This is a genomic window from Polaribacter sp. Asnod1-A03, from assembly GCF_045063585.1.
Lineage (GTDB): Bacteria > Bacteroidota > Bacteroidia > Flavobacteriales > Flavobacteriaceae > Polaribacter.
This window is the reverse complement of record NZ_JBEFOE010000009.1, coordinates 2,373,399-2,394,015: the sequence shown is the minus strand read 5'-3', so window position 1 is coordinate 2,394,015 and position 20,617 is coordinate 2,373,399. Positions and strand designations below refer to the sequence as shown.

Below are 20,617 nucleotides of genomic sequence, written 5' to 3'. Positions count from 1 at the left end.
TTACTCAAATAACAAATTATATTTTAAGGCATTCTATTATTATCTAATTAATAATGCTTAAAAACTTCTTTCTTATCTACTCTGGAGTTGATAAAAACTTAATTAACGAATGCTCTAATGGTGAACAAAATAAGTATATTCTTATTGGAGTCACCTTTTTTTACAGCAATTGGCAACAAGCAAAAATGAAAATAGATGAAAAGAATAATATTTAGTATAATTACATAATTAGTTATTTACTCTTTTGGAAAAATAGAACCGGTAATGACCTTCCTGTTTCTCCTACTCCACCAAAAAAAGAAAATAAATAATTAACAATTAAAAAAAGCCTCGAAATTTCGAGGTTTTTTTGTGTAACAAATTCACTATAATAGCGTTGTACTTGTATAAAATGTCATTTTAAGTAATTTTCTTTTTCTAAGAAAAAAAAACGAATAGAGAAGTAATAATAGGATTCTCGATACAAATTAATTCGTTTCTCATTAATTCACTCGAACTGACAGCAACTTATAATTATGCTTAAAAAATTCTTTATTACTTGTTCTGGTGTAGATAAAAATCTAATAAATAACTGTTCTGACGGAGAACAAAACAAATATGTTGGTATTGGTGCAACAGTATTTTTTACTGCAGTTATGGCAACAATTGCGGGTAGTTATGCTTTGTTTACCGTGTTTGATAATATATACACTTCTATTTTCTTCGGAATTATTTGGGGATTGTTAATCTTTAATTTAGATCGATTTATAGTCGCTACCATCAAAAAAAGAGATTCTAAATGGAAAGAATTTTTACAAGCATCACCAAGAATTTTATTAGCAGTAATTATTGCCATCGTAATTTCTAAACCTTTAGAATTAAAGTTGTTCGAAAAAGAAATCAATCAGGTTTTATTAACAGAAAAAAACCAAATGACTTTAGATAATAAAACTCAGATTGCAGCACAATTTACACCTGAGATTGCCAAAATAAATTCAGAAATTAATCTTTTAAAAACAGAAATAACACAAAAAGAAATTGCAACAAACACTTTATATGAAACTTATATTGCAGAAGCAGAAGGCAGAAAAGGAACCAAATTATTAGGAAAAGGACCTGTTTATAAAGAAAAAAGAGCAAAACACGATGCTGCTTTAACTGAGTTAAATCAACTTAAAAAAGAAAACTCAGAAAAAATAAAAGAAAAAGAGTTAGCTATTATTGAGCTTCAAAAAAATCAAAAAATATACGAAAGTAAAACACAACCAATTATCACCAATTTTGATGGTTTAATGGCAAGAATAAATGCTTTAAGTAAATTACCTTGGTTGCCTTCCTTTTTTATTTTCTTATTATTTTTAGCCATAGAAACTTCGCCAATTTTTGCAAAATTAATTTCACCAAAAAGCGAATATGATTTTAAATTAGAAGATAATGAAACTGCAATAAAAACTTGGGTTAAACAACAAGTAAACCAAAGAGAAGAAATGCTAAAAGCAGATATTAGCATTAATAAAAAAGTATATGAAGATATTTCTACAGAAGAAGAAATCTACGCTTACAAACAAAAAATGGCTCGTAATTTAATGAAATTACAAGCCGATTCTTTTTATAATAAACAACAAAAAATGTTGTAATGCTATTTGCTGGCAAAGGGGTGCGTTAGCGATTGAAACGGCATCCTTTTTAGTTGTCAGTTCGAGTGAATTTGTGAAGAATGAATAAATTTATATCGAGAACAAAACTAAAAAGATATAGTGTAAAGCGCGACCTGAAAGGTAACGCCCAACTTCTCAACTGCACTCGAAATGACATTCTACTCTTTTTCTGCCATTTTCTTAACGTAATCTGTAATAATTACAATTTGCGTTGGTCCAACTTTACCCTCAATATATTTTGCATTTTCATGATCTAAAGAAATTCTACGCACTGCAGTTCCTTGTTTTGCAACCATGCTAGATCCTTTTACTTTTAAATCTTTTATTAAAACTACAGAATCTCCAGCTTCTAAAATAGCACCGTTTGCATCTCTGTGAATAATTTTTTCGCTATCATCTAAATGATCTCCAGATTCTTTTGCAAAACGTAAATCGTCATCTTCTAAATACATCATATCTAATAAATCTTGCGGCCAACCTTCTGTTCTTAAACGAGACAACATTCTCCATGCAACCACTTTTACAGCTCTATGCTCAGACCACATAGAATCGTTTAAACAACGCCAATGATTTGCGTCTACTTCTTCTGGATTTTCTATTTGAGTTACACAAGTTTCACACCCCAATAAACTACCGTCTACTCCACCACCACCAGTTATCGTTGGTTTTACTTCGTAAATTGATAAATTTGTTGTTGATGCACATAATTCGCATTGATTTCCGCTTCTATTTTCTAAATCTTGTTGTAAACTCATAATATTTTTTTGTTGCACAAATTTACATTTTTAAAGTAAAACTCTTTATTTTTATTGAATGAAATTAGAAAGCGAAAGACTAATTATTAGAGATTTTGAAATTAAAGATGCTCCTTTTTATTTTAACCTATTTAACGACCCAGATTGGATACGTTTTATAAATGATAAAAACCTAAAATCTATAGAAGAAACAGCCATTTTTTTAAGTAAGATGAAAAAAGAGTATTCTAAAAGTGGATTAGGCTATTTTACCGTAATTTTAAAAGAAACTAATGAGGCAATTGGAGTTTCTACAGCGTTAAAAAGAGACAATCTAGAATTTATAGATATTGGTTATGGATTTTTACCAATAGCTAGAGGAAAAGGACTTGCAAAAGAAGCAACGGTACAAATTATTGATTATGTACGTAAAACTTTTAAACAAGAAAAAGTGCTTGCTTTTACAATGCCAGAAAATAAGAATTCACAAAAATTATTACAAAAACTCAATTTTAAATTTATTGGAAACCAAGTTGTTTTTAATGATAAAGAAGATGCGGTTTTTGAATATCTCTTTTAAAAAATTATTTTTTATCAGAATGTCCTAAATTTTTATTGGGTGCAATTTTATCTCTTACCAATTGTTTTAATTCTTTTATTTCCGGAAAACTACCGTTTTCTTTTCTACACCAAATTAATGTTTTATTTACATGAATTCTAAAAATACCTGCGGCAGCTGGTTTAATGTTAATTCACTAATTTCCGTTTCAAAAGTAGTTAATAATTCTTGTGACATCCAAGAAGAACGTAATAACCATCTACATTTTGGACAATATTGTATGATAATTTTTGTTTCCATTTTTTAAACTTCTAAAGATGTAAATTGAAAAGAAGTTCCATCAAACAAACCTTTGTCTGATAATTTTAATGAAGGAATAACTAACAACGCCATAAAAGACAAACTCATATAAGGAGCACGTAATTTACTACCCATTTGCTTTGCCATTTTATCTAATTCCGCATAAGACTTCCCTATTTCTTCTGCTGATTTATCAGACATAATTCCTGCAACTGGTAAAGAAACTATTTTCTCTTCTGTTGTGTTTACAGCACAAACTCCACCTCTATTTTCAATAATTAAATTTACAGCTTTACAAATAGCTTCGTCAGAAACCCCAATAGCAATTATATTATGAGAATCATGCCCTACAGAACTAGCAATAGCACCTTCTTTAATTCCGAAATTTTTTATAAAAGCAATTGCTGGTTCGTCATTTTGATAACGATTTACAACCGTCATTTTTAAAACATCTGTTGCTGTATTAGAAACTAAATTTCCATCAACAATTAAAGACTCTGCTTCAATTTGATTGGTAACCAATTCTCCATCTAAAGCTTCAATAACTCTAATTTTTTCTGATGAAGATTCAAACCTAAAATCGGTAGCTTCTTTTTTATCCGTATTAAAATTATTCAATACTTCAAACGGAACAGATTCTACAAAAGAAGCTCCATTTTTGGCAACTAATTCTCCGTTTATATACGTTTCTAAAACATTGAATTTCTCTAAATTATCAACTACAACAAAATCTGCAAAATCATTTTTTTGCAACAAACCAACATCTAAATTGTAATGTTTTACAGGATTTACACACGCTGCTTGTAATACTTTAAAAACATCAATTCCTTTAGCAACTGCTCTCTCACAAACTTGATTGATATGCCCCAACAACAAATCATCTGGATGTTTATCATCAGAACAAAACATCATATTTTCGAAATGTTCTGGTAATAAATTGATTAAAGCTTCAAAGTTTTTAGCAGCAGAACCTTCACGGATAATTACTTTCATTCCTTTTTGTAGCTTTTCTAAAGCTTCTTCGAATGTAAAACATTCATGATCTGTAGAAATTCCGGCTGCGATATATTTAGTAGCATCATCGCCCCTTACACCTGGCGCATGACCATCAATAGGTTTATTGTTATTTTTTGCATGTTCAATTTTTGCTAAAACCTCAGCATCATCAAACAAAACACCCGGATAATTCATCATTTCTGCCAAATATTTAATATCTGGATTTTCCATCATTACCCTAATATCATCAGAATTGATAATTGCTCCGGCACTTTCAAAAGAAGTTGCTGGCACACAAGATGGCGCCCCAAAATTGAATTTTAACGGAACTTTCTTTCCGTTTTCAATCATAAACTCAACACCTTTTATACCTAAAACATTGGCAATTTCATGCGGATCAGAAACCGTTGCAACCGTACCATGAATAACTGCAATTTTTGCAAATTCTGAAGGTACTAACATAGAACTTTCTATGTGAATATGTGCATCTACAAAACCGGGTAAAATATAATTTTCTTGGTTATGTATGGCTTCTCTAACTTCTAAAATCTTGCCATCTTTAACTTCAACTTCTCCTTTAAAAATTCGTTTATTTTGTATGTCAACTATATTTCCTTGTACAATCATTTTGCTACGGTTTTATTAAAATATTCTCGATACAATTTTTCTTCTTTTGTCAGAAAAATCACTCGAACTGACATACTGAATTCTTTTTTTAGAAATCCATATCAGGCCAAGAAATTTCACATTTTACAAAATTTTATCGAAGTATTTCCAAAACAAATTTACAAAGAATAATAAGCGATTTAAAGTTTATTTAGGATAGATTATTTGATGTAAAGGAATATCAAATTCGTTAACATCTTCAATTTTATCAATTGGTTTAAAAAAGTTTACACCTATAAATTTTGCGTCTTTTTTACAATTTGATAAAAAACGATCGTAAAAACCTTTTCCGTAACCAACTCTGTAGTTTTTTTTATCAGAAATTAATAAAGGAACAAAAACAATATCGAGTATTTTTTCATCCACTTGTTGTGCATTTACAGGTTCTGGAACTCCGTATTTATTCAACTCTAAAACTGTATTTTCTTCTAAATAAAAATGCGCAAGTGTCTTATTTTCTAAGTTTGATTTACTAACAACGATTCGAATTTTTTTACTTCTAAAATAATCAATAATTGGTTGTGTGTCTATTTCTTTAAATTTTTTAAGAGATAAAAATAAATGAACCGTTTTTACTTCAGAAATATCTAAATTATAAACTTGTTGAAAAATGTTTTGTTGAAAATCAACAATTTGAGATTCTGTTAAATCGCTCCGTTTTTGTTTGTAAATTTTTCTTAGTTCTTGCTTTTTCATTTTACAAATCATTTAAATTTATCAACAGTTATAATTCTAAAAGTGTTGCTATTAATTGTGATTCTGATGTTATTTTCTTTATCAGAAACATAAAAATTCTTTCCTTTTTTTTGATAGTTTTGTAAATCAGTTGCTACTAATATTTTTCTGATGAAATCCTCTATTTCACTCTTAGAAAAATCGGTGTTTAATTTTTTATTTATTCGCTGATACACCAATTTTGTGTAACAATGTTTTTCTAGAATTTCTTTTGTATTAATTTTCATCATGTTAAAAACCTACAATTCTGCTAATTCTGCTTGAAGTTTTTTTGTCAAACCTTTTACAACCAAATCATAAGAATGATTGATGAGTTCTCGCGCTAAATCATCAGAAACATCGCTAGAATTTAGCAAAACTGTGTTCCAATGTTTTTTGTTCATATGAAAACCAGGATAAATTCCTTCGTATATTTCTCTTAATTCAATTGCTTTTTCTGGATTGCATTTTAAATTGACTTTACTTTCGCCTTTTTCCCAATTGGTTAAACCAGTTAATAAAAACATTTTGTTCATCACTTTAAAAACCAACGTAGATTCATCAAAAGGAAAATGTTCTGTTACTCCTTTTTTTGTGAGGCAAAAATCTCTTAATTGTTCTATATTCATAAACTCTTGATTTTAAAATTGATTTTTTTACAATTTAAGAAGTATCTTTATCTATCAAATTTACAATTATTTTTAAAATGGAAAATGATTTTTTAAACAACACAACCATTATTAAATATTCTGAGAAGGATTATGAGAAAACTAAGTTTTCTTCTTTATCAGAAATTATTTTTGCTGATAATTCTAATACTACAAAATGGTTAAATACCTACGGAATTAAGTTTCAAGATGTTTATAAAAAAATTATTTATCAAAACAAATTAGACGATTTTTTAATAAAACTTTTAAGTGATGAAGAGCATCCTAATAAAGTAATTTTATTAGATAATTTATTTTTTGTTACCACAAGAGTTTTAATTACAGAAAGTAATAAACTAGATTCTGAACAAATGATTTTTATTGTTTCGGCAGATTTTTTATGGTCTATACAAGAAAAAACGGGTGATTATTTTAACTGGATTCGTGAACGTTTAGAAGGTAATAAAGGGATTGTAAGAAAGAAAAAAGCAGACTATTTACTCTTTTTATTATTAGAATCTATTATTGATAATTACCAAGATACTTATGAAGAAAATGCCGAATTAAGTGCCGACAAATTAAACTCTACGCATATAAAACCAACACCAGAATTTACATCTTTGGTAGAAAAAAGAAAACAAGAATTATTCAATTTTAAAAAGGCAACCTTAAGTTTAAGAGATACTATTGTAAAACTAGAAAAGATTGAAATTGATGGTTTTAATGTAAAATATTTTAGCGAATTAAAAGAACAAACCAACAATTTAGTTTCTAATATAGATTTTGAATTGCAAGAGTTAGAAAGTAAAATAAATTTGATTTTTAGTATACAAGGTCATCGATTGAATGAAGTAATGAAAACACTTACTATTCTTTCGGTTGTGTTTATTCCACTTACTTTTTTAGCCGGAATTTACGGAATGAACTTCGAAAACATCCCAGAGCTTAAATTAAAATACGGTTATTTTATTTTACTAGGAATTATGGTTTTAGTAACTATTATTTCTGTTTGGTATTTTAAAAGAAAGAAGTGGTTTTAAAAACTACTTCTTTCCTATTTTACCTAAATGTGTATTTTTAAAATCATCAGAATATTTTAGTCCATAACCTAAGATTCTATCAAAAGAAGAATGACTAAAAAAAATGACTCCTAATAATTTTAAAATTTCGTTATCAATGTAATATCCTAAAACACCTAATGCAATTGCAAATCCTTTGTGATGAAAAAAATTATAAAAATACGTTCCAAATTTTACGCTTATAGAATACCCTAAAAAACTTATATCTGGCAATAAAAATAAAGCCAAAAACCACCACCAATCAAAATTTAAATGATTAAAAGCAATAATAGATAAAAGAAACATCAGTAATTCTTCAAGTTTGAGAATGTTTCTCATCTTACTTATTTTATAATTTTATATAAAATAGGCTTACTTGGTGTTGCATCATTTTCGAACGGAGCAATCATTAAGTTTAACAAATACTCACCGTCTTCAACATCATTTTTTACAAAAATAAATTCTGTAATTGTTGCATCCATTCTTATATCTCCTACAGTATTCCAAAAAATATTGTGTACTTCTAATTTACCTCCATCTTTTTCTTTATCTACAGATGGTAAATCAATTAATAAATGTTTAATCTCTTTTTCTACCAAATAATTAACAGCTTCTTTGGATAAATAAGCAGGATTTGTATTAAAATATCTTGCGGTTTTTTTATCTGATAAATTTGGCAATGTTCTTATTATAATGGCATCTCTTTTTTTATTTCTTAAAGCTGTTTTTAATTGCTTTTCTGAAATTACAAAATCTTCGCCTACTTGCTCTGGAGCAACCGTTACCAATTCTGCTAAAAAGAAATAATGTTTTAAGTTTTGATTTACAGAATGTACTTTTTTGGTAATATGACCAACACATTCTGTATGTGTAATATGAGAATGTGGGTTAAATTTAATGTAATTAAAATTAACCGCAGCTCCATTTGCTACACTTACCTCATAACCATTAAAATTTTCTACCTCTATTTTAGGATCATCTATACCCCAAGCGTTAATTTTAGCCTTATCCATATCAATTGGTATTGATATATCTATAGGTTTAGAAACATTAATTTCTATTTTTCTAGAATTGTATTCTATTACTGCCTTCATTTTGTACTGAAATTTATTTTTATGTATTTAATGGAATAACCCTAATTTATCATAAATAAATCTGAAGCGATTCCGTCTGTTAAAAATTTGCCTTTTTCAGTAGCTCTTAAAATTCGGTTTTCAATATACAACAAATCTTGTTTAATAAATTTGTCTGATTGTTTTTCTAGATAAATTGTATATTTTTCTCCAAAATTATTGGTGACTTTATTTAATGAAACTCCCAAAATAGTTCTTAGACCCGTCATAACATATTCATTATAACCATCCGTTTTGGTTAAAGTTTCTCTTTCTATTGGTAATTTATTTTCTTTTATAGACTTAATATATTTAGGATTGTTTCTAACATTCCAACTTCTTTGCTTACCATTAAAAGAATGTGCAGACGGTCCAATACCTAAATAAGATTTACCCGACCAATAAGCTGTGTTATTTTTACTAAAAAAACCTTCTTTACCAAAATTAGACAACTCATAATGTATAAAATTTACTTTTTTAAGTTCTTCTATTAAAATATGGAATTGCTCTTCTGCTTTTTCTTCATCTATATTTTTTATTTTTCCTTTTTTGATTAACGTATCTAAAGCCGTTTTTTCTTCTACAGTAAGTGCGTAACTAGAAATATGCGGTATATCAAAACTTAATGCGGTTTGTATGTTTGCTCTCCACTCTTCATTCGTACAATCCGGAATTCCGTAAATTAAATCTAAAGAAATATTTTTAAAATATTTTGTAGCAATTTGTAAGCAGTTTTTTGCTTCAGATGTATTATGTGCACGATTCATCAGTTTTAAATCTTTTTCAAAAAAAGATTGAACACCAATACTTAATCGATTAATTGCTGTCTTAGAAAATGCTATTATTTTTTCTTCGGATAAATCATCCGGATTTGCTTCTAATGTAATTTCTGGATTCTCAATTACTGTATGATTTTTATATACAGTTTCAATTAATAAATTGATTTCATCTGTATTTAAAACAGACGGAGTTCCCCCACCAAAATAAATGGTTTCTATAATTTCATTTTGCAATTCATCCTTTCTAATTTCTATTTCTTTTACCAAACAAGAAATCATTTCTTCTTTCTTTTTTAAAGAAGTAGAAAAGTGAAAATCGCAATAAAAACATGCTTGTTTACAAAACGGTATGTGAATGTATATGCCGGCCATTATTTTTTAACTCGTTTTTCATTTTGCTTTACAAAACTAGCCCAACCGGTATAATTTTTACCGCCAACAACTTTTCCTGAATTGTAAAAATGACAAACTGCAGCTGCTAAACCATCTGTTGCATCTAAATTTTTAGGTAATGTTTTTAAATTTAAAACAGATTTCAACATCAAAGCAACTTGTTCTTTACTTGCGCTTCCGCTTCCGGTAATTGCCATTTTAATTTTCTTTGGTAGATATTCTGTAATCGGTATTTCGCGAGATAAACCTGCAGCCATCGCAACTCCTTGTGCTCTACCCAATTTTAACATCGATTGTACATTTTTACCAAAAAAAGGTGCTTCAATAGCAATTTCATCAGGATGATAAGTGTCTATTAACTCAATTGTACGTTCAAAAATTAGTTTTAATTTTAGATAATGATCGTCGTATTTTTTTAACATCAATTCATTCATTTGAATAAATTCCATCTTTTTGCCAACTACTTTTATCAATCCAAAACCCATAATTGTAGTTCCTGGGTCAATGCCCAAAATAATTTTTTCTATCGCCAAAATCTCAGATTGTTTTTCTGTTTATCATCAAACATACCGATGAATATTTATTACTTTGCAAAAAATGTATAATTCGCTTGCAGACAAAACTAAACAATTCTTTTGGTTGATAATAAAACTATCGATTGTAATTGGGTGCTTGTTTTTTATTTATATCCGATTATTAGAAAACGAACAATTAGAATTTACTACTTTTTATCAAAATTTGATTCAAAACCATATTTTTTCAGTTAAAAACATCCTTTTTTTATTATTTTTTACATTTTTAAACTGGTTTTTAGAAATTAAAAAATGGCATTTATTAATTTCTTTTATTGGTAATTATTCATTTAAAAAAGCTATTATACAAAGTTTAGCTTCTTTAACGGCTTCTTTAATTACACCAAACAGAATTGGAGAATACGGAGCAAAAGCAATGTATTTTAATAAAAAAGACAGAAAAAAAATTTTTGGATTAAACTTTATTGGCAATTTTTACCAAATGTTGATGACGCTAATTTTTGGAATTATTGGTTTTAGCTATTTTGTTTTTCAACATAAAATTGAAATCGATTTTCAGCAAATTATCATCTTTTCAGTTATAGGAATATTTGGAATTACTGCTTTATTTTTTGTTGCAAAATATTTTAATTTTAGTAAATCTTATTTTAATAAGACAAGAACTTTTATAAAGGAAATTCCGCAGAATATGAATATTAAAGTCAGTCTTTTTTCGTTTTTAAGATTCGTGATTTTCTCTCATCAGTTTTACTTTTTATTGCTGATTTTTAAAATTGATATTTCTTATTTTGACGCAATTTCTGCAATTACTTCTGTTTATTTAATTGCCTCTATAATACCGATGTTATCTTTATTTGATGTTGTCTTAAAAGGTTCTGTAGCAATTTGGGTGTTTTCGTTTTTTAATAATATATCACCGCTTACTATTTTATCTACAACTACTTTAATGTGGATTTTAAATTTTGTATTACCAGCAATTGTAGGAAGTTATTTTGTAATCATTTTTAAACCTAATTTAGCAACATGATTTGGTTTTTAATTTTCATTTTTACTTGTTACTCAATTCTTATTATATCACTATCAATTGGTTTTCATAAAGTTGATGAATTTAAAACAGAGAAAAAAATAGAAATCAATTCTTTTTCTGTGATCATTCCTTTTCGGAATGAAGCTAAAAACTTACCTCATTTATTAACTTCTATTTCTAAAATTAATTATTCTAATAACTTAGTAGAATTTATTTTAGTTGATGATGATTCTACTGATAATTCTGTTGAAATAATCAATCGTTTTATTGAGAATTATGAAGTTGGTTACAATCAAAAAAACATTTTTAAAGTATTAAAAAATAATAGAACTTCTAATTCGCCTAAAAAAGATGCAATTACCACAGCAATTGTCATTGCTAAAAATGATTGGATTGTAACTACTGATGCCGATTGTATTTTACCTATAAATTGGTTAAAAAAATTAGACTCTTTTATCCAAGAAAAAGAACCCAAAATGGTTGTTGCACCTGTTAATTATAATGTAGAAAATATTTTTTTAGAACAATTTCAATTATTAGATTTTATGAGCATGCAAGGAACTACAATTGGTGGTTTTGGCATTAATTTTCCTTTTTTATGTAATGGTGCAAATTTTACTTATAAGAAAGAAGCGTTTTTAAAATTAAATGGCTTTGCAGGAAACAATTCTATTGCGAGTGGAGATGATATTTTTCTATTAGAAAAATTTATAAAATCAGATAAAAAAAGTGTTCTATATTTAAAATCGGATGAAGCAATTGTAACCACTTTTCCTGTTAAAAGTTGGACAGACTTATTAAACCAAAGAACAAGATGGGCTGCAAAATCTAGTAATTTTAGTTCTTTTAAAGTCAAACTGATTGGCTTACTCGTTTTACTTGTCAATTTTTTAGTGATTTACTATTTATTTTTGGGAAGTTTAGCAATGCTTTTTATTCCTTTTGTATTAAAAATGATTGTTGATTTGTTTTTATTCTTACCAACTATTAAGTTTTTCAAGATAAAATCAAGCTTTTACAAATGGTATGTTTTTGCGAGTTTATTATATCCTTTCTTTAGCATTTTAGTGGTTTTTAAATCCATTTTTTTTAAATATAATTGGAAAGGAAGACGTTTTAAAAAATAGGTTTTCTAAAAAGTTAGCAAATACGTTTAGCCCTGATTGAACGGCTTGTTTGAGCTCTTTTTTAGATTGTGTTTCATAAAAAGATATTTTTATGAAGCACATCTAGCGAAGCGCTAAAAAAAGCGAGTAGTGAAAACAGGAAATAGCTTCTAAAACAACGCATTCATAATATCTTCTGCCTTAAACCAAAGGATTAAAACAAAAACTAAGACAATAACTAAAAAAAGACCTTTTGTTGGTTTTGTCTGTTTTTTTCTTCCAAATTTTCTTTTAAACTCCATAATCTATAAACTCTATTTATTTTTTTATAATGTAATTACAAACTTTTTTTAATTGCTCTTAACATCTCTCTTTTTCCAGGAGGCCCAGGCAACCTTTCTACCATAAAACCAACTTCTTGCATAGCTCTTCTAACACTTCCTTTAGCAGAGTAAGTTACTAATATTCCGTTTTCTTTTAAAGCTTCATACATTTTTTGGAAAATCTCTACAGTCCACAGTTGCGGTTGAACACGTGCACCAAATGCATCAAAATATATTAAATTAAAAGCATCTTTATCTTCAATATCTTCAAAAAACTGCTTTCTTTTTGTTAACGAAAATGTATCAGAAATCTGATTTTTTTCTTCCCAAGAAACTTGATGTATTTTATCAAAATAGATACTTTCTTTTTCAGCATTTAAAATAGAGATAAAATTCATTTTTTCTACCTCATCAGCCGTTACCGGATATGCTTCTACACCAACATAATTTATATTTCTTTCTGCCTCTAAATAGGTTATAAAACAGTTTAAACCTGTACCAAAACCAATTTCTAAAATAGACACTTCTTTTTCTGCTACTAACTTTAATCCACTGTTTATAAAAACATGGTAAGACTCGTTAATAGAACCATTTTTAGAATGATATTGCTCGTTTAAATCTGGTAAATTAATGGTTGTAGAACCATCTGAGGTAATTAAAATTTCTCTTTTCAAATTTTATAAATTACTTTGTTTTCATTAAAACACCATTTGCTTCAAAAGCAAATTCTATTTTAGATTCTGTTATTGCAGCAATTTCTTCTTCAGATTTGCCTGCATCTGCTGCATAATGGCGTAAATCTTCTACAGAAGTTTCTGTTACAAAAGCTTTACCTTGTACTATTACCTCGCTATCTTTAGAATCTAAAGGCATAAAAAAACCATAATCTTTAAAACGAACCATTGTTTCTGTTTCCTTATCTAAAGGTAATTTCATCCAACATCCTTTTTTAGAGCAAACATCATTAATACTAGAAGCAAACTTTACATTAACCGTATCGCCTAATTCTAAAGTTTTAAACTTATCAAACATTTGTGCAGAAGTAATAGCATCTTCACTTGTAATTTTATCTCCAAAAGAAGCAAAAGCAATTTCTTGTTTTGGCTTTTCTACTTCTTTAGTTTCCTTTTTTGCTTCTTTACATGCAGTAAAAGCAATTATTGTAATTAAACATATCTGTACTAAATATTTCATCTCTTATAAGTTTGGATTGAGTAAGTTACAAAAGTACGTATTTCAAAGAATAAAACCAATGAATTAGTTATATTGAAAGAACGATAATTTATGTACATTTGCTGTTAAATTTAAATAGCTAAAATGAAATCTAATATAGAAATTCAACGTATAGAAAAATCGAAGATCGATTCTGTAGATTTTAATAATTTACCTTTTGGTAGTGTATATTCTGACCACATGTTAGAATGTGATTTTGTAAATGGAGAATGGCAAACACCTGTTATTAAGCCGTATTCTCCTATTTCTTTAGATCCTTCTTCTAAAATTTTCCATTACGGTCAATCTATTTTTGAAGGAATGAAAGCTTACAAAGACGATAAAGGAAATACAATGTTATTTAGACCTTTAGACAACTGTAAACGATTAAACAAGTCTGCAGAACGTTTGGTAATACCTCAAATTCCTGAAGATATTTTTATGGAAGGTTTAAAAAAATTATTAGAGGTAGATAATGCTTGGATTCCTACAAACGAAGGTAGTTCTTTATACATAAGACCTTTTATGTTTGCATCTGGTATTGGTTTTCATGCATCTCCTGCAGATGGTTATAAATTTATAATTTGTTCTGCTCCTTCTGGTGCTTATTTTTCTGGAAAAGTAAAAGTTTTAATTGAAGAAAAATATGCTCGTGCTGCAAATGGAGGTGTAGGTTTTGCTAAAGCAGGTGGTAATTATGCTGCACAGTTTTACCCAACCCAATTGGCTATCGAAAAAGGATATAATCAAGTTATTTGGACGGATGATAATACGCACGAATATATTGAAGAAGCTGGTGCAATGAATATTTTTGTTAGAATTAATGATACTTTAATTACAAGTCCAACAAACGATAGAATCTTAGACGGAATTACACGTAAAAGTATTATCCAAATTGCAGAAGATTCTAAAATAGATGTAGAAGTAAGAAAAATTACTGTTTCAGAAGTTATTGCTGCTGCACAAAGTGGTAGTTTAAAAGAAATGTTTGGTGCAGGAACTGCAGCCGTAATTTCTCCTATCTCTGGTTTTGGTTATCAAGGTACTGATTATGATTTACCTGAATTAGAAAATTCTTTTGCAAAAACTTTAAAAAAATCTATTACAGATATACAAACAAACAAAGCAGAAGACCCTTACGGTTGGCGAGTAATGCTTTAAAACATAATCAATCAATAAAAATTATAAAAGCTTTAAGGTAATCACTTTAAAGCTTTTATTTTATATATTTACTTTATAACATACTCTACCAACCTTATTTATCAATAGTTATGGCTTCAATAATTACCCAAATTTTCTTTTTAATTGCAGTTTTAGATCCTATTGGTTCTGTGCCTGTTTATTTAGAAGCCACTAAAGAATTAAATAAAATAGAAAAGAAAAAAGTTGCTATAAGAGCTGCAGTAGTTGCTTTCTTTATTCTATTATTTTTTATAGTAATTGGTCAATTTATTTTAGAAGGGATGTCTATTACTTTAGATGCTTTTCAGATATCTGGTGGTGTTATTCTTTTTCTATTTGCTATTACCATGATTTTTGGTGATGGAAAACCTGAAAGAGAAAAAAGTCAAATTACAGATTATAGGCATGTTACTATTTTTCCTGTAGCAATTCCTTCAATTGCTTCTCCTGGAGCAATAATGGCAGTTGTTTTATTAACTGATAATCATCTTTATTCTATACAAGAACAAGCTCTTACTTCTTTTCTTGTATTATTTGTTATTGCTTTAACGGCTATTTTATTACTGATTGCCAACAGAGTACAAGAAAAAATTGGTAGCTATGGTATTACGGTTATTAGTAAAATTATGGGATTAATCTTAGCTTCTTATGCTGTACAAAGTATTTTAAGCGGAATAAGTGGTTACTTTATCAAATAACGAGATTTATTTTTCTAATATTTCTTTAATGTTTGGTTTAAAATAATTTGGCCCTTTTAAAACTTTACCATCTTCTCTATAAATAGGTTTTCCATCCTCATCTAATTTACTCATATTACTTCGCTGAATTTCATCAAAAACCTCTTCTATTTTATCTTGCATACCATGCTCTATAATTGTACCACACAAAATATAAAGCATATCACCTAAAGCATCTGCAACCTCTACCAAGTCATTATTATTTGCTGCTTCTAAATATTCTTCATTTTCTTCTTTCATTAAATCAAAACGAAGTTTATTTCTATCCTCACCAATATTAGCTATGGGATTTGTATTAATGTTTACCTTAAAAGATTTATGAAATTCTGTTACTGCCTTTATTTTATTTTTCATCTGTATGATTAAATTAATCTATCACTATATTTTAAAGCATGTTTTAGAAGATACTTTAAAAACAATGTTTATCTACTTTTAAAAATTCGTAATTTTGCAAACTGATATTGATAGTAATATATAGATTTTTTTTAAACATCAAATTTATACTTTCTATTCTTTTTTACAACTAATAAAAATTAGAAAATGTTTTTAAGTGCTTATTTTTCAACTGGTAGAATTATATTTATGTGTTTTTTTATTACTGCATTTATTGCTTTAATGATTTATAGTTATAGAAAAGACATTAAAAATCATGAACGTTATTATAAAAATGCAGGTAAAAAAGTATTAATCTACGGCGGATTAATTATTGCTGTTTTTGTTGCTATCAGAATTTTAGCAGGTAACTAGAACTCATCGTTATACTTTCAATTAAAAAAACTTAAATATTTACATTATTCTCAAAATTATAACTATATTAGTGTAATAAACCTAAAATAAAGATTTTATTAAATGTTTTCTACACACTTTATAAGGAACAGATTTAAAATTTTAATTTTTTTTCTATTATTTTATCAATTTATCAATGCCCAAGTAACTAGTAACGGTTTATTAAAATCAGAAATAACTAGTTGTAACCAAGGATATACTGTAGATAGTTTTTATAAAATTAATTACAAAATAACACTTACAAATACTAATAATTCAGCAAGTGCAGATTCAACTAATGTTATTAAAAATATTGATTTAAGTAATAATTTAGAAGCTATATTTGGCAATGGATGTATATCATACGATGATATTGAGGTTGATATTATAACTACTAGTTCAACAAATTTAAAGACGAATATAGATTTCCCTAAAGAATTTACAACTATTAACGCTTTAAACGATAATTTTTTAAACGGAACATCAAATGCCATTTTTAAAACAACTTCCAAAGACTTTAGTTTATATCCAAGACAATCTATAAATATAGATATATGTGTTACAGTAGATCCTTTTTGTAATGGTAGACCAAATCCAACTTCATCTGGTTCTAATATCGATTTTAACATTACTACAACTACTACATCCGACAACGGAGATACGGATGCTAACTTATTATTAAAAGATTTTCATACTACAGGAGCAATTTTAGCAGTTGGCCTATATACCTCAAACACTAATCCAGAAGCAAATTCAGATGGTAGTTACGATTTTACAAATAGAGTAATTATAACTAATGAAGGTACCAAAACAGCAGAAAATGTAAACTTTAACATGGGATTAGAAAGTTTTTTAGAACAAGGAATTGTATTTAAAACTATAGATATTACACAAGTTTCTGGTCCAACTATTCAAATTAACACTAATTTTGATGGAGATACTAATACAACTTTATTTGATTCTAATCAGACTTTAGCTGCAAGAGCAACAATAATTTTAGAAATAAAATCAAAAATTGATACCACACCAACTATTTCTGTTGGTTTCGATCAATTACAAATCTCTCAAACGCAAGGAGATTTAGACAATTTTGATGAATCAACACCAGAAAACAAACGTAAATATTCTTATGTTCTTTGGGAAGATGATTTAGGGAACCATTTAGATCGTTATTATATTTCTGGAACCGAAACAGAGCAAGTATCTTCTTCTCAGCAATGCAGTTGTCAAGTTGCTAACATGAAGTTTGAATTTACCTCCTCTTCTAAAGTTGATAAAATTATATCAGACACAGAGTTTGCTCCAAATGGAATCCTACAACATCAAAAAGTAACTTTTCAATTAACAATAACAAACAATAGTGAAGAAGTAGAATTAAAAAATCTTCAATTAGAAGACAATTTAAATGCTATCTGTAAAGATGTTGCTATTATTGATGTTAATACTCCATTCATTCAAAATTCTACTGCAACTATAGAACCAATATTAAATACTAATTATAATGGTAAAACAGATATTAATTTCTTTGATGGAAATTCTGGAGTTTTAAAAAAAGATGAATTTATTACCATTGAATTCTTTGCGATTTTTAATAACGAATGTGATGGTTTAAATACAGCTAATTTTTCAGCAAAAGACCCATTAGGTAATAATGTAAACTCAACGAATAACATACTAGTAAACACAAATGCAGATTTAGATCATGATAGTGATGGAATTACAGACAGTAATGATATTGATGATGATAATGACACCATTTTAGATGTGGATGAATATAATGGACTAAACCCTATAGCTGATGATGATGGTGACTTCATTCCCAATTATAAAGACACTGATTTTGGTGATGACGTCAATGGAGATAGCATTATAGATGTTTTTGATTTTGATAATGATGGAATCCCAAATCATTTCGATTTAGATAGTGATAATGATGGAATTCTTGATATTGTAGAAGCTGGAAATATCTCTGTTGACATAAATAATAATGGAGAAACAGATAATAATGTTGGCACAAATGGACTTGATAATACCATTGAAACAGATGATACTTTTAACGCTTCAATTATATACACAATTCCAAATACAGATAATAGTGGTAATTTTGATTTTTTAGATATTGATGCAGATGGAGACGGAATTGTAGATAATATTGAAGGGCAAAAAACAACTAATTACATAACACTTTCTGGAATAACAACAGAAGCAGGTATAGATACCGCTTATAATAATGAAACTACAGATCCTAAAGGAATCTTACCTACAGACACAGATAATGATGGCATTTATGATTTTATAGACACAAACTCAGACAATGATATTAGAGATGATTTTATAGAAGGTTGGGACACAAACAATGACGGAATTGAAGAAACAAAAGCTATAAATACAGACATTGATAAAGATGGTTTAGATGATGCTTATGATAATGATAACAGCAATGTAAATCCAACAAATAATCAAACTCCTCTAGATTTTCCAAATGTTGATACACCAGATGGTGATAAAGAGGATCTTGACAGAGATTGGAGAGAAATACCACCCGTTTATGTTTCTGTGGATAATGTTTCTGTTATAGAAGGAGAAATACTTACATTCAATATAACTTTAGTTAGAGACAAAAAACTAGTTACAAGCACAATTCCTACAGAAATTGAATTGTTTACATCTGATGGCACAAATACAAGTAACAGTTCTAATACGGCAATGGCCTCTTTAGATTATATAGAAACAGTGGGTATAATTAATATCCCACCTAATACTAACACCGTTACATATTCTATAGAATCTATTGATGACCCTTTTTACGAGTTAAACGAGTTTTTTTCTTTAAACCTAAATATCACATCTACAAACACAAGAAACAAAACATTAAATGCAACTGGTATTTTAATTGATAATGATAAATTACCCAATTTATTTTCGCCTAATGGAGATGGATTTAGTGATGTATTTAAAATAGATGAAATTAGTAATTATCCTAACTTTAAAATAATTATTATAGATCGTTGGGGAAGCGAAGTTTATAACTATAATAACAACGGAAGTTACAATCCTATCTGGTGGGATGGCACATATAATAAAAAACCGGTTACAGAAGGGGTTTATTATTACACAATTGATTTTAATGATGGTATTACACCTCCTAAAAAAGGTTTTATTCAATTAATTAGATGATGCAGAAAAATCAATCAGAAAACCATAAATTTAAAAATAGATATTTACCATATCTTATTTACATCTTGTTAATTACTTTTTTAAGTAAAACAACCTATGCTCAGCAAGCCCCACATTATACTCAGTACTTGTACAATATGGAGGTTTTGAATCCAGCATTTGTTGGCTCTAAATCAGATTTAAGTATCTCTTTATTATCAAGACAACAATGGGTAGGAATTGAAGGAGCACCAACAACAACAACATTTTCTATTGGAGGAAGAACAATTGCAGGTTTTGGATTAGGAGCAACTGTTATAAAAGATAAAATAGGTTTAACAACAAGTACAAATGTAAATATAGATGCGTCTTATACAATTCCAACCTCTAGATATGGAAGAGTTTCTTTTGGTTTAAAAGGTGGATTAACTTTTTTTAATAATAACTTAGCTAGTGGTATTACACCAGACAATGAAGTTTATGCTTCTACAGAAGGTAATTTTCCTAACATTGGTTTTGGTGGTTTATTTTACAACAAAAACTTTTTTATAGGAGTATCTGCACCTAATGTATTAAAATCTAATCAATACAAAACTTTAGTTAATGTAAACGAAAATTACGGTATTAATATTAGTAATTACTTTTTAACAAGTGGTTACATATTTAATTTATCTGATAATTTAAAATTTAAACCTTCTACAATTGTAAAATACACATCAAGTTTACCTATTTCTGTAGACATCAATTCTAACTTTATTTATGACAATAAAATTGAAGCAGGCTTATCTTACAGACACGAGAACTCTATTAGTGCTTTATTTGCAATAATTATAAATAAAAAATACAGAGTTGGTTATTCTTATGATTACACTTTAGCAGATTACGGTAACAATTTAAGCTCACATGAAATAATTCTTCGTTTTGATTTAGACTTAAACAGAAGTACACATTGGCTTTTTCATAATCGTTGTTTTTTTTAAA

General features: G+C 27.9%; 23 protein-coding genes and 1 pseudogene. 11 read left to right on the top strand and 13 right to left on the bottom strand.

The window, feature by feature from the left end:
* The first annotated feature begins 53 nt into the window (after nt 1-53).
* Both ACJJVY_RS10905 and ACJJVY_RS10900 read left to right on the top strand, forming a co-directional pair.
* Complete coding sequence (locus ACJJVY_RS10905; RefSeq protein ID WP_405608207.1) at nt 54-215, top strand: hypothetical protein; 162 nt, start codon at nt 54-56, stop codon at nt 213-215.
* A 300-nt stretch (nt 216-515) separates the two neighbouring features.
* Nucleotides 516-1,616 carry a DUF4407 domain-containing protein gene (locus ACJJVY_RS10900; RefSeq protein ID WP_405608204.1) on the top strand — a complete coding sequence of 367 codons (1,101 nt, stop codon included), beginning with the start codon at nt 516-518 and terminating at the stop codon, nt 1,614-1,616.
* A 179-nt stretch (nt 1,617-1,795) separates the two neighbouring features.
* Here ACJJVY_RS10900 and ACJJVY_RS10895 read toward each other — a convergent pair whose 3' ends face one another.
* Nucleotides 1,796-2,392, bottom strand: a complete 597-nt coding sequence (locus tag ACJJVY_RS10895; RefSeq protein WP_405608201.1) for a PhnA domain-containing protein — start codon at nt 2,390-2,392, stop codon at nt 1,796-1,798.
* A gap of 58 nt (nt 2,393-2,450) precedes the next feature.
* On the opposite strand from ACJJVY_RS10895, the gene ACJJVY_RS10890 reads away from it, so the two are divergent.
* The gene (locus tag ACJJVY_RS10890; protein ID WP_405608198.1) at nt 2,451-2,951 is read left to right on the top strand and encodes a GNAT family N-acetyltransferase; all 501 of its coding nucleotides are present in this window, start codon (nt 2,451-2,453) and stop codon (nt 2,949-2,951) included.
* Between the two features lie 4 nt (nt 2,952-2,955).
* Here ACJJVY_RS10890 and ACJJVY_RS10885 read toward each other — a convergent pair.
* The 5 genes and pseudogenes from ACJJVY_RS10885 to ACJJVY_RS10865 form a co-directional block, all read right to left on the bottom strand.
* Nucleotides 2,956-3,230: pseudogene (locus tag ACJJVY_RS10885) on the bottom strand (SelT/SelW/SelH family protein).
* 3 nt (nt 3,231-3,233) lie between these two features.
* Complete coding sequence (gene ade, locus ACJJVY_RS10880) at nt 3,234-4,853, bottom strand: adenine deaminase (RefSeq protein WP_405608195.1); 1,620 nt, start codon at nt 4,851-4,853, stop codon at nt 3,234-3,236.
* Nucleotides 4,854-5,039: 186 nt separating this feature from the next.
* Entirely contained in the window at nt 5,040-5,588 is a 549-nt protein-coding gene (locus ACJJVY_RS10875) for a 5-formyltetrahydrofolate cyclo-ligase (protein ID WP_405608192.1), read from the bottom strand.
* 8 nt (nt 5,589-5,596) lie between these two features.
* On the bottom strand, nt 5,597-5,857 hold the full coding sequence (locus ACJJVY_RS10870; protein ID WP_405608189.1) for a DUF3781 domain-containing protein: 261 nt from the start codon (nt 5,855-5,857) through the stop codon (nt 5,597-5,599).
* A 9-nt stretch (nt 5,858-5,866) separates the two neighbouring features.
* Nucleotides 5,867-6,235, bottom strand: a complete 369-nt coding sequence (locus ACJJVY_RS10865) for an MmcQ/YjbR family DNA-binding protein (RefSeq protein WP_405608186.1) — start codon at nt 6,233-6,235, stop codon at nt 5,867-5,869.
* Between the two features lie 77 nt (nt 6,236-6,312).
* Here ACJJVY_RS10865 and ACJJVY_RS10860 point away from each other — a divergent pair, with 77 nt between their 5' ends.
* Entirely contained in the window at nt 6,313-7,293 is a 981-nt protein-coding gene (locus ACJJVY_RS10860) for a CorA family divalent cation transporter (protein ID WP_405608183.1), read from the top strand.
* A gap of 3 nt (nt 7,294-7,296) precedes the next feature.
* On the opposite strand, the gene ACJJVY_RS10855 is transcribed toward ACJJVY_RS10860, so the two are convergent.
* From ACJJVY_RS10855 to ruvC, 4 genes are read right to left on the bottom strand one after another with little or no spacing between them, the layout of a single operon-like run.
* Nucleotides 7,297-7,650, bottom strand: coding sequence for a DUF4260 domain-containing protein (locus ACJJVY_RS10855; protein WP_405608180.1), 354 nt, complete (start codon nt 7,648-7,650; stop codon nt 7,297-7,299).
* A gap of 5 nt (nt 7,651-7,655) precedes the next feature.
* Entirely contained in the window at nt 7,656-8,405 is a 750-nt protein-coding gene (locus ACJJVY_RS10850; RefSeq protein ID WP_405608177.1) for a cyclase family protein, read from the bottom strand.
* A 41-nt stretch (nt 8,406-8,446) separates the two neighbouring features.
* Nucleotides 8,447-9,574, bottom strand: coding sequence for a radical SAM family heme chaperone HemW (gene hemW / locus ACJJVY_RS10845; RefSeq protein WP_405608174.1), 1,128 nt, complete (start codon nt 9,572-9,574; stop codon nt 8,447-8,449).
* Nucleotides 9,574-10,128 (bottom strand): crossover junction endodeoxyribonuclease RuvC, encoded by a 555-nt coding sequence (gene ruvC / locus ACJJVY_RS10840; RefSeq protein ID WP_405608171.1) that lies wholly within the window; start codon nt 10,126-10,128, stop codon nt 9,574-9,576. The genes hemW and ruvC overlap by 1 nt, the downstream gene beginning before the upstream one ends.
* 64 nt (nt 10,129-10,192) lie before the next feature.
* On the opposite strand from ruvC, the gene ACJJVY_RS10835 reads away from it, so the two are divergent.
* Nucleotides 10,193-11,155 carry a hypothetical protein gene (locus tag ACJJVY_RS10835; protein WP_405608168.1) on the top strand — a complete coding sequence of 321 codons (963 nt, stop codon included), beginning with the start codon at nt 10,193-10,195 and terminating at the stop codon, nt 11,153-11,155.
* Nucleotides 11,152-12,282, top strand: coding sequence for a glycosyltransferase (locus ACJJVY_RS10830; RefSeq protein ID WP_405608165.1), 1,131 nt, complete (start codon nt 11,152-11,154; stop codon nt 12,280-12,282). Before ACJJVY_RS10835 ends, ACJJVY_RS10830 begins: the two co-directional genes overlap by 4 nt.
* Nucleotides 12,283-12,598: 316 nt before the next feature.
* On the opposite strand, the gene mnmD is transcribed toward ACJJVY_RS10830, so the two are convergent.
* A complete protein-coding gene (mnmD, locus tag ACJJVY_RS10825) occupies nt 12,599-13,258 on the bottom strand; it encodes a tRNA (5-methylaminomethyl-2-thiouridine)(34)-methyltransferase MnmD (protein ID WP_405608162.1) in 660 nt (219 codons plus the stop codon).
* A gap of 10 nt (nt 13,259-13,268) precedes the next feature.
* A complete protein-coding gene (locus tag ACJJVY_RS10820) occupies nt 13,269-13,778 on the bottom strand; it encodes a DUF4920 domain-containing protein (RefSeq protein WP_405608159.1) in 510 nt (169 codons plus the stop codon).
* 123 nt (nt 13,779-13,901) lie between these two features.
* Here ACJJVY_RS10820 and ACJJVY_RS10815 point away from each other — a divergent pair, with 123 nt between their 5' ends.
* Nucleotides 13,902-14,957, top strand: a complete 1,056-nt coding sequence (locus ACJJVY_RS10815; protein WP_405608156.1) for a branched-chain amino acid aminotransferase — start codon at nt 13,902-13,904, stop codon at nt 14,955-14,957.
* A 110-nt stretch (nt 14,958-15,067) separates the two neighbouring features.
* A complete protein-coding gene (locus ACJJVY_RS10810) occupies nt 15,068-15,676 on the top strand; it encodes a MarC family protein (protein WP_405608153.1) in 609 nt (202 codons plus the stop codon).
* Between the two features lie 6 nt (nt 15,677-15,682).
* Here ACJJVY_RS10810 and ACJJVY_RS10805 read toward each other — a convergent pair whose 3' ends face one another.
* Nucleotides 15,683-16,069, bottom strand: a complete 387-nt coding sequence (locus tag ACJJVY_RS10805; RefSeq protein WP_405608150.1) for a hypothetical protein — start codon at nt 16,067-16,069, stop codon at nt 15,683-15,685.
* A gap of 186 nt (nt 16,070-16,255) precedes the next feature.
* Here ACJJVY_RS10805 and ACJJVY_RS10800 point away from each other — a divergent pair, with 186 nt between their 5' ends.
* From ACJJVY_RS10800 to ACJJVY_RS10790, 3 genes are all read left to right on the top strand, one after another.
* The gene (locus ACJJVY_RS10800; protein ID WP_405608147.1) at nt 16,256-16,462 is read left to right on the top strand and encodes a hypothetical protein; all 207 of its coding nucleotides are present in this window, start codon (nt 16,256-16,258) and stop codon (nt 16,460-16,462) included.
* A 102-nt stretch (nt 16,463-16,564) separates the two neighbouring features.
* Entirely contained in the window at nt 16,565-19,657 is a 3,093-nt protein-coding gene (locus ACJJVY_RS10795; RefSeq protein ID WP_405608144.1) for a gliding motility-associated C-terminal domain-containing protein, read from the top strand.
* Nucleotides 19,654-20,616: a type IX secretion system membrane protein PorP/SprF gene (locus tag ACJJVY_RS10790; RefSeq protein ID WP_405608141.1), complete on the top strand. Its 963-nt coding sequence runs from the start codon at nt 19,654-19,656 to the stop codon at nt 20,614-20,616. Before ACJJVY_RS10795 ends, ACJJVY_RS10790 begins: the two co-directional genes overlap by 4 nt.
* Nucleotide 20,617: the final 1 nt, after the last annotated feature.

Bases quoted from the DNA above. Each gene is read 5' to 3' on its own strand.
- ACJJVY_RS10905 (WP_405608207.1), top strand. From the start codon at position 54: ATGCTTAAAAACTTCTTTCTTATCTACTCTGGAGTTGATAAAAACTTA.
- ACJJVY_RS10900 (WP_405608204.1), top strand. From the start codon at position 516: ATGCTTAAAAAATTCTTTATTACTTGTTCTGGTGTAGATAAAAATCTA.
- ACJJVY_RS10895 (WP_405608201.1), bottom strand. From the start codon at position 2,392: ATGAGTTTACAACAAGATTTAGAAAATAGAAGCGGAAATCAATGCGAA.
- ACJJVY_RS10890 (WP_405608198.1), top strand. From the start codon at position 2,451: ATGAAATTAGAAAGCGAAAGACTAATTATTAGAGATTTTGAAATTAAA.
- ade (WP_405608195.1), bottom strand. From the start codon at position 4,853: ATGATTGTACAAGGAAATATAGTTGACATACAAAATAAACGAATTTTT.
- ACJJVY_RS10875 (WP_405608192.1), bottom strand. From the start codon at position 5,588: ATGAAAAAGCAAGAACTAAGAAAAATTTACAAACAAAAACGGAGCGAT.
- ACJJVY_RS10870 (WP_405608189.1), bottom strand. From the start codon at position 5,857: ATGATGAAAATTAATACAAAAGAAATTCTAGAAAAACATTGTTACACA.
- ACJJVY_RS10865 (WP_405608186.1), bottom strand. From the start codon at position 6,235: ATGAATATAGAACAATTAAGAGATTTTTGCCTCACAAAAAAAGGAGTA.
- ACJJVY_RS10860 (WP_405608183.1), top strand. From the start codon at position 6,313: ATGGAAAATGATTTTTTAAACAACACAACCATTATTAAATATTCTGAG.
- ACJJVY_RS10855 (WP_405608180.1), bottom strand. From the start codon at position 7,650: ATGAGAAACATTCTCAAACTTGAAGAATTACTGATGTTTCTTTTATCT.
- ACJJVY_RS10850 (WP_405608177.1), bottom strand. From the start codon at position 8,405: ATGAAGGCAGTAATAGAATACAATTCTAGAAAAATAGAAATTAATGTT.
- hemW (WP_405608174.1), bottom strand. From the start codon at position 9,574: ATGGCCGGCATATACATTCACATACCGTTTTGTAAACAAGCATGTTTT.
- ACJJVY_RS10835 (WP_405608168.1), top strand. From the start codon at position 10,193: ATGTATAATTCGCTTGCAGACAAAACTAAACAATTCTTTTGGTTGATA.
- ACJJVY_RS10830 (WP_405608165.1), top strand. From the start codon at position 11,152: ATGATTTGGTTTTTAATTTTCATTTTTACTTGTTACTCAATTCTTATT.
- ACJJVY_RS10820 (WP_405608159.1), bottom strand. From the start codon at position 13,778: ATGAAATATTTAGTACAGATATGTTTAATTACAATAATTGCTTTTACT.
- ACJJVY_RS10815 (WP_405608156.1), top strand. From the start codon at position 13,902: ATGAAATCTAATATAGAAATTCAACGTATAGAAAAATCGAAGATCGAT.
- ACJJVY_RS10810 (WP_405608153.1), top strand. From the start codon at position 15,068: ATGGCTTCAATAATTACCCAAATTTTCTTTTTAATTGCAGTTTTAGAT.
- ACJJVY_RS10805 (WP_405608150.1), bottom strand. From the start codon at position 16,069: ATGAAAAATAAAATAAAGGCAGTAACAGAATTTCATAAATCTTTTAAG.
- ACJJVY_RS10800 (WP_405608147.1), top strand. From the start codon at position 16,256: ATGTTTTTAAGTGCTTATTTTTCAACTGGTAGAATTATATTTATGTGT.
- ACJJVY_RS10795 (WP_405608144.1), top strand. From the start codon at position 16,565: ATGTTTTCTACACACTTTATAAGGAACAGATTTAAAATTTTAATTTTT.
- ACJJVY_RS10790 (WP_405608141.1), top strand. From the start codon at position 19,654: ATGATGCAGAAAAATCAATCAGAAAACCATAAATTTAAAAATAGATAT.